The sequence below is a fragment of the Pseudomonas sputi genome, assembly GCF_021603585.1.
In the GTDB taxonomy this organism is placed as follows: Bacteria; Pseudomonadota; Gammaproteobacteria; order Pseudomonadales; family Pseudomonadaceae; genus Aquipseudomonas; species Aquipseudomonas sputi.
Window position 1 is genome coordinate 198,910 of sequence record NZ_BQHI01000007.1, and the last position, 13,875, is coordinate 212,784.

14 protein-coding genes are annotated in these 13,875 nt (G+C 60.7%); 7 read left to right on the top strand and 7 right to left on the bottom strand.

Annotated elements, in window-relative coordinates; all coding sequences use genetic code 11:
* Positions 1-4: 4 nt before the first annotated feature.
* Together glyS and glyQ are read right to left on the bottom strand one after the other, a co-directional pair.
* Positions 5-2,059, bottom strand: coding sequence for a glycine--tRNA ligase subunit beta (glyS, locus tag L6D81_RS12900; protein ID WP_236179930.1), 2,055 nt, complete (start codon positions 2,057-2,059; stop codon positions 5-7).
* Complete coding sequence (gene glyQ, locus L6D81_RS12905) at positions 2,056-3,009, bottom strand: glycine--tRNA ligase subunit alpha (protein WP_003187265.1); 954 nt, start codon at positions 3,007-3,009, stop codon at positions 2,056-2,058. The genes glyS and glyQ overlap by 4 nt, the downstream gene beginning before the upstream one ends.
* A gap of 80 nt (positions 3,010-3,089) precedes the next feature.
* Between glyQ and tag the strand changes: the two genes are divergently transcribed.
* Both tag and L6D81_RS12915 read left to right on the top strand, forming a co-directional pair.
* Complete coding sequence (gene tag / locus L6D81_RS12910; RefSeq protein ID WP_039764945.1) at positions 3,090-3,647, top strand: DNA-3-methyladenine glycosylase I; 558 nt, start codon at positions 3,090-3,092, stop codon at positions 3,645-3,647.
* Between the two features lie 40 nt (positions 3,648-3,687).
* The gene (locus tag L6D81_RS12915; protein ID WP_039764942.1) at positions 3,688-4,575 is read left to right on the top strand and encodes a lysophospholipid acyltransferase; all 888 of its coding nucleotides are present in this window, start codon (positions 3,688-3,690) and stop codon (positions 4,573-4,575) included.
* A 51-nt stretch (positions 4,576-4,626) separates the two neighbouring features.
* Here the strand turns inward: L6D81_RS12915 and L6D81_RS12920 are convergent, their stop codons facing one another.
* Genes L6D81_RS12920 through def form a run of 5 tightly spaced genes read right to left on the bottom strand, consistent with a single transcriptional unit; the run spans position 4,627 to position 9,191 of the window.
* Entirely contained in the window at positions 4,627-4,941 is a 315-nt protein-coding gene (locus L6D81_RS12920) for a tetratricopeptide repeat protein (RefSeq protein WP_236179932.1), read from the bottom strand.
* 20 nt (positions 4,942-4,961) lie between these two features.
* Positions 4,962-6,338 (bottom strand): Trk system potassium transporter TrkA, encoded by a 1,377-nt coding sequence (gene trkA / locus L6D81_RS12925; protein WP_236179934.1) that lies wholly within the window; start codon positions 6,336-6,338, stop codon positions 4,962-4,964.
* Positions 6,339-6,360: 22 nt separating this feature from the next.
* Positions 6,361-7,671 carry a 16S rRNA (cytosine(967)-C(5))-methyltransferase RsmB gene (gene rsmB / locus L6D81_RS12930; RefSeq protein ID WP_236179936.1) on the bottom strand — a complete coding sequence of 437 codons (1,311 nt, stop codon included), beginning with the start codon at positions 7,669-7,671 and terminating at the stop codon, positions 6,361-6,363.
* Positions 7,668-8,627, bottom strand: coding sequence for a methionyl-tRNA formyltransferase (gene fmt / locus L6D81_RS12935; protein ID WP_236179938.1), 960 nt, complete (start codon positions 8,625-8,627; stop codon positions 7,668-7,670). The genes rsmB and fmt overlap by 4 nt, the downstream gene beginning before the upstream one ends.
* Before the next feature lie 57 nt (positions 8,628-8,684).
* Positions 8,685-9,191 carry a peptide deformylase gene (gene def / locus L6D81_RS12940; protein WP_039764933.1) on the bottom strand — a complete coding sequence of 169 codons (507 nt, stop codon included), beginning with the start codon at positions 9,189-9,191 and terminating at the stop codon, positions 8,685-8,687.
* 169 nt (positions 9,192-9,360) lie between these two features.
* Between def and L6D81_RS12945 the strand changes: the two genes are divergently transcribed.
* From L6D81_RS12945 to L6D81_RS12965, 5 genes are all read left to right on the top strand, one after another.
* Positions 9,361-10,386 (top strand): LysM peptidoglycan-binding domain-containing protein, encoded by a 1,026-nt coding sequence (locus L6D81_RS12945; protein ID WP_236179940.1) that lies wholly within the window; start codon positions 9,361-9,363, stop codon positions 10,384-10,386.
* A gap of 79 nt (positions 10,387-10,465) precedes the next feature.
* A complete protein-coding gene (gene dprA / locus L6D81_RS12950; protein WP_236179941.1) occupies positions 10,466-11,566 on the top strand; it encodes a DNA-processing protein DprA in 1,101 nt (366 codons plus the stop codon).
* Positions 11,567-11,620: 54 nt separating this feature from the next.
* Complete coding sequence (tsaC, locus tag L6D81_RS12955) at positions 11,621-12,178, top strand: L-threonylcarbamoyladenylate synthase type 1 TsaC (RefSeq protein ID WP_236179943.1); 558 nt, start codon at positions 11,621-11,623, stop codon at positions 12,176-12,178.
* A 271-nt stretch (positions 12,179-12,449) separates the two neighbouring features.
* Complete coding sequence (locus L6D81_RS12960) at positions 12,450-13,121, top strand: GNAT family N-acetyltransferase (protein ID WP_236179945.1); 672 nt, start codon at positions 12,450-12,452, stop codon at positions 13,119-13,121.
* Positions 13,099-13,833 carry an iron-containing redox enzyme family protein gene (locus L6D81_RS12965; protein ID WP_236179947.1) on the top strand — a complete coding sequence of 245 codons (735 nt, stop codon included), beginning with the start codon at positions 13,099-13,101 and terminating at the stop codon, positions 13,831-13,833. Before L6D81_RS12960 ends, L6D81_RS12965 begins: the two co-directional genes overlap by 23 nt.
* Positions 13,834-13,875: the final 42 nt, after the last annotated feature.

Sequence of the window (13,875 nt, forward strand, 5' to 3'; positions counted from 1 at the left end):
TCCCTCAACCCAGCAGCGAAATGTCGGCAACGCCCAGGAACAGGCCACGCAGACGCGCCAGCAGTGCATAGCGGTTGGCCCGCACGTTGGCGTCTTCGGCATTGACCATCACCGCGTCGAAGAACGCGTCCACCGGCTCGCGCAGGGCGGCCAGACGTGCCAGCGATTCGTTGTACTGACGCGCCGCAGCCATTGGCTGTACAGCCTGGTCTGCTTGCTGGATCGCCGAGTACAGCGAGAACTCGTTGGCGTTGTCGAAGTACTTGGCCTGGACTTCGGTCGGCACCGAGCCTTCCACCTTGCTCAACAGGTTCGATACGCGCTTGTTCACCGCCGCCAGCGCCGCCGCTTCCGGCAGTTTGCAGAAGGCCTGAACCGCTTGTACACGCTGGTCGAAGTCCAGCGCCGAACCCGGCTTCAGGGCACGCACCGACAGGTAGGTGGCCACATCCACGCCTTCGTCTTCGTAACGGGCACGCAGACGGTCGAAGATGAACTCCAGCACGGCGTCGTTCAGGCCGGCAGCCTTGACCTTGGCACCGAAGGCATTCACGGCGAACGCCACGGCGTCGTTCAGGTCCAGGTCCAGTTGTTTCTCGATCAGGATCCGCAGCACGCCCAGTGCCGCGCGGCGCAGGGCATACGGGTCTTTGCTGCCGGTCGGCAGCATGCCGATGCCGAAGATGCCGACCAGGGTGTCGAGCTTGTCGGCGATGGCCACGGCCGCACCGGTCAGGGTGGCAGGCAGTTCAGCGCCGGCACCGCGTGGCATGTACTGCTCGTTCAGCGCCAGGGCGACGTCTTCCGGTTCGCCGTCATTGAGGGCGTAGTAGTAGCCGGCGACACCTTGCATCTCCGGGAACTCGCCGACCATTTCGGTCGCCAGGTCGCACTTGGACAGCAAGCCTGCACGGGCAGCCCACGAAGCGTTGCCGCCGATGCGTGCGGCGATGTACGCGGCCAGTTTCGAGACGCGTTCGGCCTTGTCGTAGACGCTGCCGAGTTTTTCCTGAAACACCACGTTCTGCAGGCGATCGTTGAACGCTTCGAGCTTCTGCTTCTTGTCCTGCTTGAAGAAGAACTCGGCGTCGGTCAGACGTGGGCGAACCACCTTCTCGTTACCGGCGATGATCTGCTGCGGGTCTTTGGATTCGATGTTGGCCACGGTGATGAAACGCGGCAGCAACTTGCCGTCGGCATCCAGCAGGCAGAAGTACTTCTGGTTGTCCTGCATGGTGGTGATCAGCGCTTCCTGCGGCACGTCGAGGAAACGTTCCTCGAACGAGCACACCAGCGGCACTGGCCACTCGACCAGCGCGGTCACTTCGTCGAGCAACGCCGGCGGCACGATCGCGGTGCCTTCCTGGCGGGTCGCCAGCTCTTCGGTGCGCTTGCTGATGATCTCGCGACGCTCGTTGGCGTCGGCCAGCACGTAGGCGGCACGCAGGTCGGCCAGGTAGCTCGCCGGTGAACCGATGCGCACGCTTTGCGGGTGGTGGAAGCGGTGGCCACGGGATTCACGGCCAGCCTTCTGCGCGAGGATCGTGCAGTCGATGACCTGGTCGCCGAGCAGCATCACCAGCCACTGGGTCGGACGCACGAACTCTTCCTTGCGCGCACCCCAACGCATGCGTTTCGGGATCGGCAGGTCGTTCAGCGAGTCTTCGACGATGGTCGGCAGCAGGCTGGCGGTCGGCTTGCCGGCGATGTTCTGGCTGTAGCGCAGTTTCGGACCGCTCTGGTCGATCTCGCTCAGCTCGACGCCGCACTTCTTGGCAAAACCCAGTGCCGCTTGAGTCGGGTTGCCTTCGGCATCGAACGCGGCCTGACGCGGCGGGCCGTCGAGGTTGATGCTGCGATCCGGCTGCTGGGTGGCCAGCGCAGTGATCAGCACAGCCAGACGACGCGGCGCGGCGTAGACGGTTTTGCTCTCGTAATTCAGGCCGGCAGCCTGCAGGCCCTTGTCGATACCGGCCAGGAACGCTTCGGCCAGGGTGTTCAGGGCTTTGGGTGGCAGTTCTTCGGTGCCCAGTTCAACCAGAAAATCTTGAGCACTCATTGTGCAGCCTCCAGCTTGGCCAGTACTTCGTCACGCAGGTCCGGGGTTGCCATCGGGAAGCCCAGCTTGGCACGGGCCAGCAGGTAGGCTTGGGCGACGGAACGCGCCAGGGTGCGAACGCGCAGAATGTATTGCTGACGCGCGGTCACCGAGATAGCCCGGCGCGCATCCAGCAGGTTGAAGGTGTGCGAGGCCTTCAGAACCATTTCGTAGCTTGGCAACGGCAGCGGCTGGTCGAGTTCGATCAGGCGCTTGGCTTCGCTTTCATAGAAGTCGAACAGTTCGAACAGTTTGTCGACGTTGGCGTGTTCGAAGTTATAGGTGGATTGCTCCACTTCGTTCTGGTGGAACACGTCGCCGTAAGTCACTTTGCCGAACGGACCGTCAGCCCAGACCAGGTCGTAGACCGAATCCACGCCTTGCAGATACATGGCCAGACGCTCGAGACCGTAGGTGATCTCGCCGGTCACCGGGTAGCACTCGATGCCGCCCGCTTGCTGGAAGTAGGTGAACTGAGTCACTTCCATGCCGTTCAGCCAGACTTCCCAGCCCAGACCCCAGGCGCCGAGGGTCGGCGATTCCCAGTTGTCTTCGACGAAGCGGATGTCGTGGACCAGCGGGTCCAGGCCGACATGCTTGAGGGAGCCCAGGTACAGCTCCTGGAAGTTGTCCGGGTTCGGCTTCAGGACCACCTGGAACTGGTAGTAGTGCTGCAGACGGTTCGGGTTTTCGCCGTAACGGCCGTCAGTCGGACGGCGGCTTGGCTGCACGTAGGCGGCGTTCCAGGTTTCCGGGCCGATGGCGCGCAGGAATGTCGCGGTGTGGAAAGTGCCGGCGCCTACTTCCATATCGTAGGGCTGAAGTACCACACAACCTTGCTCGGCCCAGTATTGCTGGAGCGCGAGGATCAAGTCTTGGAAGGTACGCACGGCTGGCGTAGGCTGGCTCACGAAATTCACCTGTTTCTTGGGCTGCGATTTAAAGAGCGGGAGTATACCCGATTCAGTCGCACCTCCACCCCTGGAGCCTTATGCCACGCTGCTTTTGGTGCAACGAAGATCCGCTGTACATGGCTTACCACGATCAGGAGTGGGGTACGCCGCTACGCGATGCGCAGGGTTTGTTCGAGTTGCTTTTGCTCGAAGGGTTCCAGGCCGGGCTGTCGTGGATCACCGTGCTGCGCAAGCGCGAGCGATATCGCGAGGTGTTGTTCGGCTTCGACGTACAGCGCGTGGCGCAGATGAGCGACGCGGAAATCGACGAATTGATGCTCGATCCGGGGATCATCCGCAACCGCCTCAAGCTCAATGCCGCTCGGCGCAATGCCCAGGCCTGGCTGGCGCTGGAAGATCCGGTGGCCTTCCTCTGGTCGTTTGTGGATAACCGCCCGGTGATCAATCATTTCAAGGATCGCAGCGAAGTCCCGGCCATCACCCCGCAGGCTGTGGCCATGAGCAAAGGCCTGAAAAAGGCCGGTTTCACCTTCGTCGGTCCGACCATCTGCTACGCACTGATGCAGGCCTCGGGCATGGTCATGGATCACACTCAGGACTGCGATCGCTACGCGCAGCTCGCCAACGGCGGTTAGAATGGCCGCCTCGCGCACAGCACAAGATCAGGAGTGACCTGTGGAAAAGTTTAAAGGCGCCATGCTGGTTGGCGCTCTGCGGCTGTTTGCCCTGCTGCCGTGGCGGGCCGTGCAGGCCGTGGGTTCGGCAATCGGCTGGATCATGTGGAAAACCCCCAACCGTTCCCGCGATGTGGTGCGGATCAACCTGGCCAAATGTTTTCCACAGATGGACCCGGCCGAACGCGAGCGTCTGGTCGGTCAAAGCTTGAAAGACATCGGCAAGTCTCTGACCGAAAGCGCCTGCGCCTGGATCTGGCCGGCCCAGCGCTCCATCGACCTGGTGCGCGAAGTCGAAGGCCTTGAAGTGCTGAAAGACGCGCTGGCCTCGGGCAAGGGCGTGGTCGGCATCACCAGTCACCTGGGCAACTGGGAAGTGCTCAACCACTTCTACTGCAGCCAGTGCAAACCGATCATTTTCTACCGGCCGCCGAAGCTCAAAGCGGTGGATGAATTGCTGCGCAAACAGCGCGTGCAACTGGGCAACAAGGTGGCTGCGTCGACCAAAGAAGGCATCCTCAGCGTCATCAAGGAAGTGCGCAAGGGTGGTCAGGTGGGGATTCCCGCGGATCCGGAGCCGGCGGAGTCGGCCGGGATTTTCGTGCCGTTCTTCGCCACTCAGGCCCTGACCAGCAAGTTCGTGCCGAACATGCTCGCCGGTGGCAAGGCCGTCGGCGTATTCCTGCATGCGCTGCGTCTGCCGGACGGTTCCGGCTATAAGGTGATCCTTGAGGCAGCGCCGGAAGCGATGTACAGCACCGACACCGAAACGTCCTGCGCGGCGATGAGTCAGGTGGTCGAGCGTTATGTGGCGGCTTATCCGAGCCAGTACATGTGGAGCATGAAACGCTTCAAGAAGCGTCCGCCAGGCGAGGCGCGCTGGTACTGATCGGCGATGTACATAGGTGGATAACCTGACCCAACGGGTTATCCACAGCCGTCACGGTTTCTGCCGTTCGAGTTTCTTCAGAAACACCGTCATTTCCTTTTCGGCCTGCTTGTCGCCATGGGCCCGGGCCGCTTCCAGTCCCTGCTCCCACGCCTGTCGCGCAGCCACCAGATCACCCAGTGCCAGTTGCGCCTTGCCCAACAGTTTCCACGCGGCCGAATACTTCGGGTCGAAACCGACACACTGCTGGAAATGCTCGGCCGCCTTCGCGTTCTCCCCCCGATCCAGATAGCCCTTGCCGAGGCCAAAGCGCAGCAATGAGTTATCCACACCCTTGGCGAGCATTTTTTCCAGGGATTCGATCATCGCTCTCGCCTCTTGGTCGGTCAGAAGAAACTCAGGCCCACGTGGAACAGCTTCTCCACATCGCGAATGTGCTTTTTATCCACAAGGAACAGAATCACATGGTCGCCCGCGGCAATCACCGTGTCGTCGTGGGCGATGATCACTTCTTCATCGCGGATGATCGCGCCGATGGTGGTGCCCGGAGGCAGCGCGATGTTTTCAATGGCCTTGCCGATGACTTTGCTCGACTTCGAATCGCCATGGGCTACCGCTTCGATGGCTTCCGCCGCGCCCCGGCGCAGTGAGTGCACGCTGACGATATCGCCGCGCCGTACGTGGGCCAGCAAGGTGCCGATGGTCGCCAGTTGCGGGCTGATGGCGATGTCGATATCACCGCCCTGGATCAAGTCGACGTAGGCCGGGTTGTTGATGATCGTCATGACCTTCTTCGCGCCCAGACGCTTGGCCAGCAACGATGACATGATGTTGGCTTCGTCATCGTTGGTCAGGGCGAGGAAGATATCCGCGTCGGCGATGTTCTCTTCCATCAGCAAGTCGCGATCCGACGCGCTGCCCTGCAGCACCACGGTGCTGTCGAGGGTGTCGGAGAGATAACGGCAGCGAGCCGGGTTCATCTCGATGATCTTCACCTGATAGCGGCTTTCGATGGCCTCGGCCAGCCGTTCGCCGATCTGCCCGCCACCGGCGATGACAATGCGCTTGTAGCTTTCGTCGAGCCGGCGCATTTCGCTCATCACCGCGCGAATATTCGCACGGGCGGCGATGAAGAAAACTTCATCGTCCGCCTCGATCACCGTGTCGCCCTGGGGAAGAATCGGTCGGTCGCGGCGGAAAATTGCGGCCACTCGGGTTTCCACATTCGGCATGTGTTCGCGCAACTGGCGCAGTTGCTGACCCACCAGCGGCCCGCCGTAGTAGGCGCGCACCGCCACCAGTTGCGCCTGGCCTTCGGCGAAATCGATCACCTGCAAGGCGCCGGGGTGCTGGATCAAACGCTTGATGTAGTTGGTGACCACTTGCTCGGGGCTGATCAGCACGTCGACCGGAATCGCCTCGTTCTGGAACAGTTGCTCCTCGCGGGTCAGGTACGACGCTTCGCGCACCCGGGCAATCTTGGTCGGGGTGTGGAACAGGGTGTGAGCAACCTGGCAGGCGACCATGTTGGTTTCGTCGCTGTTGGTCACCGCCACCAGCATGTCGGCGTCGTCGGCGCCGGCCTGACGCAGCACGGTCGGCAGTGAGCCACGACCCTGCACGGTGCGGATGTCGAGGCGGTCGCCAAGATCGCGGAGACGGTCGCCGTCAGTGTCGACCACCGTGATGTCATTGGCCTCGCTGGCCAGATGTTCAGCCAGCGAACCGCCGACCTGTCCCGCACCGAGGATGATGATTTTCATCCAGTCACTCCATTGAATCCGTTTAGCTGCGCGCGGCAGCGATCTTGATCAGCTTGGCGTAGTAGAACCCGTCGTGCCCGCCCTGCTGGGCCAGCAATTGGCGACCATGGGGCTGCTTGATCCCGGCGGCGGTGGCCAGATCCAGCTCCCGTGCGCCCGGTGTGCGCCCAAGGAAAGCGGCGATCACTTCGGTGTTCTCGGTCGGCAAGGTCGAGCAGGTGGCGTAGAGCAGGATGCCGCCCACCTCGAGGGTTTTCCACATCGCGTCGAGCAACTCGCCTTGCAGTTGCGCGAGGGCAGCGATGTCGTCGGCCTGACGGGTCAGTTTGATGTCCGGATGACGGCGAATCACCCCGGTGGCCGAGCACGGTGCGTCGAGCAGGATGCGCTGGAACGGTTTGCCATCCCACCACGCTGCCGTGTCGCGACCGTCGGCGGCAATCAGTTCGGCACTCAAACCGAGACGTTCGAGGTTTTCCTTTACCCGCACCAGACGTTTGGCTTCCAGGTCCACCGCCACCACACCGGCCAGCGCCGGTTCGGCTTCGAGGATATGGCACGTCTTGCCGCCCGGCGCGCAGCAGGCGTCCAGCACTCGCTGACCCGGCGCGAGGTCGAGCAGGTCGGCGGCCAGTTGCGCGGCTTCGTCCTGCACGCTGATCCAGCCTTCGGCGAAACCCGGCAGGCTGCGCACGTCGGTGGCAGCGTCGAGGACAATGCCGTCGCGGCTGAAGGTGCACTGCTGTGCGGCGATACCCGCTTCGGTCAGCAGACTCAGGTAGGCATCGCGGCTGTGATGACGGCGATTGACCCGCAGGATCATCGGCGGATGCGCGTTGTTGGCTTCGCAGATGGTTTCCCATTGCTCGGGCCAGAAGGCCTTGAGGGATTTTTGCAGCCAGCGCGGGTGGGCAGTGCGCACCACCGGATCGCGTTCCAGTTCGGCGAAGATCGCCTCACTTTCCCGTTGGGCATTGCGCAACACGGCGTTGAGCAGGCCCTTGGCCCACGGTTTTTTCAGCTTGTCGGCGCAACCGACGGTTTCGCCGATGGCGGCGTGCGGCGGGACGCGGGTGTAGAGCAACTGGTAGAGACCGATCAGCAGCAACGCCTCGACATCGGCGTCCGCCGCCTTGAACGGTTTCTGTAACAGCTTTTCCGCCAGCGCCGATAAACGCGGCTGCCAGCGTGCGGTGCCGAACGCGAGGTCCTGGGTGAAGCCGCGATCGCGATCCTCGACCTTGTCCAGTTGCGTCGGCAGGGAACTGTTGAGCGAAGCCTTGCCGCTCAGGACAGCGGCGAGTGCCTTGGCGGCGGCCAGACGCGGATTCATTGCGCGTCCACCGCTGCGCCCAGCACGATGCCGGTGGCGAATTTCTCACGACGACTGTTGAACAGATCGCTGAAGTTCAGCGCCTTGCCGCCGGGCAATTGCAGGCGAGTCAGGCACAGCGCCTGTTCGCCACAGGCGACGAGCAGACCGTCCTTGCTGGCGCCGAGAATCGTGCCCGGTGCGCCTTTGCCTTCGGCCAGTGTCGCCGCCAGCACTTTCAGCGCTTCGCCGTTGAGCGTGCTGTGGGTGATCGGCCATGGGTTGAAGGCGCGGACCAGACGTTCCAGCTCAACGGCCGGACGGCTCCAGTCAATGCGTGCTTCGTCCTTGTTCAGTTTGTGCGCGTAGGTGGCGAGCTCGTCGTTCTGCACTTCGCCTTCCAGCGTGCCAGCGGCCAGACCGGCAATCGCTTGCACCACGGCGGGCGGGCCCATCTCGGCGAGGCGATCGTGGAGGCTGCCGCCGGTGTCGCCGGCGCTGATCGGAGTCACGACCTTGAGCAGCATCGGCCCGGTATCGAGGCCGGCTTCCATACGCATCACGGTCACACCGCTCTCGGCATCGCCTGCTTCCACAGCGCGCTGGATCGGCGCCGCACCGCGCCAGCGCGGCAGCAGGGAGGCGTGACTGTTGATGCAACCCAGACGCGGAATATCCAGCACCGCTTGCGGCAGGATCAGGCCGTAGGCGACTACCACCATCAAGTCAGGCTTCAACGCGGCGAGCTCGGCTTGAGCGTCAGCGTTGCGCAGGGTCGGCGGCTGCAACACCTGGATATTGTTTTCCAGGGCGAGCTGTTTGACCGGGCTCGGCATCAGTTTTTGCCCACGACCGGCCGGACGATCTGGTTGGGTGTAGACCGCAACGATCTCGTGAGGGCTGTCCAACAGGGCCTTGAGGTGTTCGGCGGCGAATTCCGGGGTGCCGGCAAAAACGATGCGCAGTGGCTCAGTCATGGGGGGAGTCTCATAAAAAGAAAAAGGCTTGCCGCAGCAAGCCTTTGAAGAGGGGCATCAAGCGTTCTGGCGGTGCTGCTTTTCCAGTTTCTTCTTGATCCGGTCGCGTTTGAGCGTGGACAGGTAATCGACGAACAACTTGCCGTTGAGGTGGTCGCATTCGTGCTGGATGCACACCGCGAGCAGGCCTTCGGCGATCAGTTCGTAAGGCTTGCCGTCACGATCAAGTGCCTTGATCTTGACCTTTTGCGGGCGGTCGACATTTTCGTAGAAGCCCGGCACCGAGAGGCAGCCTTCCTGGTATTGCTCCATTTCGTCGGTCAGCGGCTCGAACTCGGGATTGATGAACACCCGCGGTTCGGTGCGGTCTTCGGAAAGGTCCATCACGACGATACGTTTGTGCACATTGACCTGGGTCGCGGCAAGGCCGATGCCCGGCGCTTCATACATTGTTTCAAACATGTCATCGACCAGCTGACGCACTTCGTCGTCCACTACAGCCACAGGTTTGGCGATAGTGCGCAGACGCGGGTCCGGAAATTCGAGGATGTTCAAAATGGCCATAAGCTTGATTGCTGCACGTGTGAGGTAAAGTCGGGCGATGGCCTGGCGGGTCCGAAGATGCAGGCTACCGTTGTGAAACGTAGCGCCCTGCTTTTCAGCATAGAGCAGGGAGCGAGCCACGGGGGCTCTGGCGTTTCACGCGAACGCACATGATAAAGGGATTCACCGCATGAGGAAATCACTACTCGCCCTGCTGTTTCTGGCCTCGGCCGGCGCCGCGCACGGGCAAGTGCAACTCAAGGAAGGTTTTCCACAGCAATACACGGTGGTTTCGGGGGATACACTCTGGGACATCTCCGGTAAATATTTGCGCGAACCCTGGCAGTGGCCACAGTTGTGGCGGGCCAATCCGCAGATCGAAAACCCCAACCTGATCTATCCGGGCGACACACTGACGCTCAGTTACGTCAACGGCCAGCCGCGCCTCACGGTCAATCGCGGCGAGTCGCGCGGCACCATCAAGCTGTCGCCGCGCATTCGTACAAGCCCGGTGGCCGAGGCGATTCCGAGCATTCCGCTCAAATCGATCAACAGCTTTCTGCTGAGCAACCGCATCGTCGACAAGGTCGAGGACTTCGACAAGGCGCCTTATATCGTTGCCGGCGACGCCGAACGGGTGCTCAGCGGCACCGGCGACCGGATTTTCGCCCGAGGCCACTTCGACCCGAACCAGCCGGTCTACGGGATCTTCCGCCAGGGCAAGGTCTACACCGATCCGCAGAGCAAGGAGTTCCTGGGGATCAACGCCGATGACATCGGCGGTGGTGAAATCGTCGCCACCGAAGGCGACGTCGCCACCCTCGCGCTGCAACGCACGACCCAGGAAGTGCGCCTCGGCGACCGCTTGTTCAGCGGTGAAGAGCGTTCGATCAACTCGACCTTCATGCCCAGCGCGCCCTCCACCGACATCAACGGCCTGATTATCGATGTGCCGCGCGGCGTCACGCAGATCGGCGCGATGGACGTGGTGACACTGAACAAGGGCAAACGCGACGGTCTGGCTGAAGGCAACGTGCTGGTGGTAATGAAAACCGGGGAAACCGTACGCGACCGGATCACCGGTCAACCGCTGAAAATTCCCGATGAACGCGCAGGCTTGCTGATGGTGTTCCGCACTTACGACAAACTCAGTTACGGCCTTGTGCTGAACGCATCGCGCTCACTGGCGGTGCTGGACAAGGTACGAAATCCTTAGCTGACTTCACAAGTTACCAACAGAGTTATCCACAGCTTGTTCCGAAAGGTTCGGGCCTTATAACGATCAAGGATGATCCATGATGATGCCTGTCTCCCCGTCGGTCTCGCCGGCAGAACTGGAAGCGCGCCTGCGCCTGCACCGCTTGCCGGAAATCGGTCCCAAACGTTTCACCAAATTGCTCGAAGCCTTCGGCTGCGCCTCGAAGGCGATCAGCGCGCCGGCCAGCGCCTGGCGCTCGTTGGGTTTGCCGGCGGCTTGCGCCGAGGCCCGGCGCTGCCCTGACGTTCGCGACGGCGCCAGCCACGCATTGCGCTGGTTAGAGCGTCCGGATCAACATTTACTGATGTGGGACCAAGCGGATTACCCGGCCTTGCTGGCGCAGATTCCCGACCCGCCACCCTTGCTGTTCGTCGCGGGCGATCCGCAGATACTGGAAAAACCGCAACTGGCGATGGTCGGCAGTCGCCGCGCTTCCCGCCCCGGCATGGACACCGCCGCTGCATTTTCCCGCAGCCTTGCGGGTGCCGGATTTGTGATCACCAGTGGTCTGGCGCTGGGTATCGACGCGGCGGCGCATCAAGCCGCTGTTGACGTCGGCGGGCAAACGGTCGGCGTGCTGGGTACCGGTCTGGAAAACTTTTATCCACAGCGCAATCGGCGATTGGCGGATGCGATGATTGCGTCCGGCAGTGCGGTGCTTTCGGAATTCCCTCTGGACACCGGGCCGACGGCGAGCAACTTCCCAAGACGCAACCGGATCATCAGCGGCTTGTCCCTCGGCGTGCTGGTGGTCGAGGCCAGCGTGGCCAGCGGTTCCCTGATCACCGCGCGGCTGGCGGCAGAACAGGGGCGCGAGGTGTACGCCATCCCGGGTTCGATCCATCACCCCGGCGCTCGGGGCTGTCATCAACTGATCCGTGACGGAGCGGTGCTGGTGGAAAACATCGAGCACATTCTCGAAGCCCTGCGCGGCTGGCAGCAGTTGCCGCCATCCGCTGCAGTGCCGGATCCCGATCATCCTCTGCTGGACCTGTTGCACGCCGCGCCGCACACCAGCGAGGGCCTGGCTGACAGCAGTGGCTGGGCGTTGCCCAAAGTCCTGGCGACATTGACCGAACTGGAGATGGATGGTCGCGCGGTGTGCGAAAACGGCCGCTGGTTTGCGCGCGTAAGCTAGGTTTTACATTGAAGATCGGTAAACTGCGCGAAACCTGTTTGCGGAGAGTTTTTCATGGTCAACAGTTGGCGTGTGCAACAAGCCGCACGAGAGATTCGCGCCGGGGCGGTGATTGCCTATCCAACCGAAGCCGTCTGGGGGCTGGGGTGCGATCCTTGGAATGAAGAAGCGGTGGATCGTCTGTTGGCGATCAAGAACCGTTCGGTGGACAAGGGGCTGATCCTGGTTGCCGACAACATTCATCAGTTCGATTTTCTGTTCGAGGACTTCCCGCAGGACTGGATCGATCGCATGGCCAGCACCTGGCCAGGCCCGAACACCTGGCTGGTACCCCATCAGAACCTGTTGCCGGAGTGGGTGACCGGGGTGCATGACACCGTGGCATTGCGGGTCAGTGATCATCCGCAGGTGCGGGATCTGTGCTCGTTGGTGGGGCCGTTGATTTCGACGTCGGCCAATCCGCAGGGACGGCCGGCGGCAAAGAGTCGCTTGCGGGTCGAGCAGTATTTCCGTGGTCAGGTCGATCTGGTGCTCGGCGGAGCGCTGGGCGGTCGCAAGAACCCGAGCCTGATTCGGGATCTGGCCACCGGCAAAATTGTGCGCCCGGCCTGATATCACCCTCAGTCAAATTAGTGCGTACTCCTCGGCTTCCATGGCGAGGAGTACTACATGTGCCTGCGATTTTTCCTTCATATACCTGAATTTTTAGCCCGGTTCTTGATTTGATTTTTTCCTTTCTGCGTCAGATCAATCCGTAAGTATTCAGTTATTGTAATTTTTCCGACGTTATTCTCAGAAGCCACACAGTGGCGATTTTTCTAAAACCATTCATTATTTCAATGCGCTCAGAAAACTTCGAAAAGTTAACGGCTGCGGAGAAGAAATGGATATCAGGGATTCACAGTTAACGGATTATCTGCAGGAACTTCAGGCGAGCCTTAAAAGGCGTCATGAGAACTATCGCATCGTTATTCTTGAAGCAGGATCAGACACGCGAGAGTTTGAACGGTTTGTTTCCCGTCATTTTCGGCTGCGATTGCAACACTACATGTTGACACCCAAAGCCAGGTTACTTGAAACACGTCTGGCGATTACTTCGCGCAGTACCCACTTTCTGTTGTATCAGCATGACAGGCCCACGGCCGTGTTGAGAGTGACCCCTGCGCCGTTCGAATGGGCCTCACTGGCGCAGCAGCAACTGTCTCCTGCCACAACGCTGTCGCGCCATGTCGAATTCAGTCGCTTGATCTGTCACTCGCAAACTCAATTCCCCATGTCGATCAACGGCCTGCTGGCAGCTGCCACGGAATGGGCGATCAAGCGCGGTTATGAGGGCGTTACCGCGCTCTGCCGAACACCGCAACGGCGATTGTTCCAGCGCTTCGGCCTGACGCCGATCACCACCGACGCCCTGCGCATCGAACAGCGCCAGCGCGGCGATTACTGGCTGCTCTCGGCTCAATGGCAGCAAATCTTCACAGCACTTCTGCAGTCCGCCCACCTGCTCGCCAACCCATTGGAGAATCCAGTTAATGAATGCGCCTCTCAGTTTTGAACAACAATTAAGCCTGCTCGATGAGCGAATCGAAAAAACATGGGCCGATATTCTGGAAAGTTCGCGACTGGTAAAAGCCATCCGCGAAGGCAGCGTTTCAAAAGCCTTATACGCGATCTACATGATCCAGACTTTTCACTACACGGCGCACAATGCGCGAAATCAAGGATTGGTCGGAGTTCGGCACGCGGATAATCCGGTGTATACCAAGTTCTGTTTCGAACATGCGGCACAAGAAGTCGGTCATGAAAAAATGGCACTGCATGATGTCATGAGTCTTGGTTTGAAGAATGAAGTGTTCGATATTCCACCTGCCCTTCCGGCCACCGATGTGCTGATCGCTTATTTATACTGGGTCTCCTTTACCGGTAACCCGTTACAACGGCTTGGTTATAGTTATTGGGCAGAAAACGCCTACCAGTTCATCACTCCGCTTATTAACAACTTGAGTGAAGTTCTGGATCTGAAACCCGCTCAACTGACATTTTTCATTGCACATTCCGACATTGATATCGAGCATTTCAACGAAATCAAACTCATGCTGCAGCGCACCTGCAAATGTCAGGAGGACTGGGATGCGATCACCACTGTCATGGAAACCAGCCTGCGCCTGACCGGCGCCATGCTTGAGGCGGTTTATGAGCAGTTTGAGGCCTGGCAAAACGGGTTGGCGCCCCGCTATGACTTCCTCCAGGTCCTGGACAACCAATGAAGGCCTTACACCCATCTTCATATCTGATGGCTGGAGGCAGAC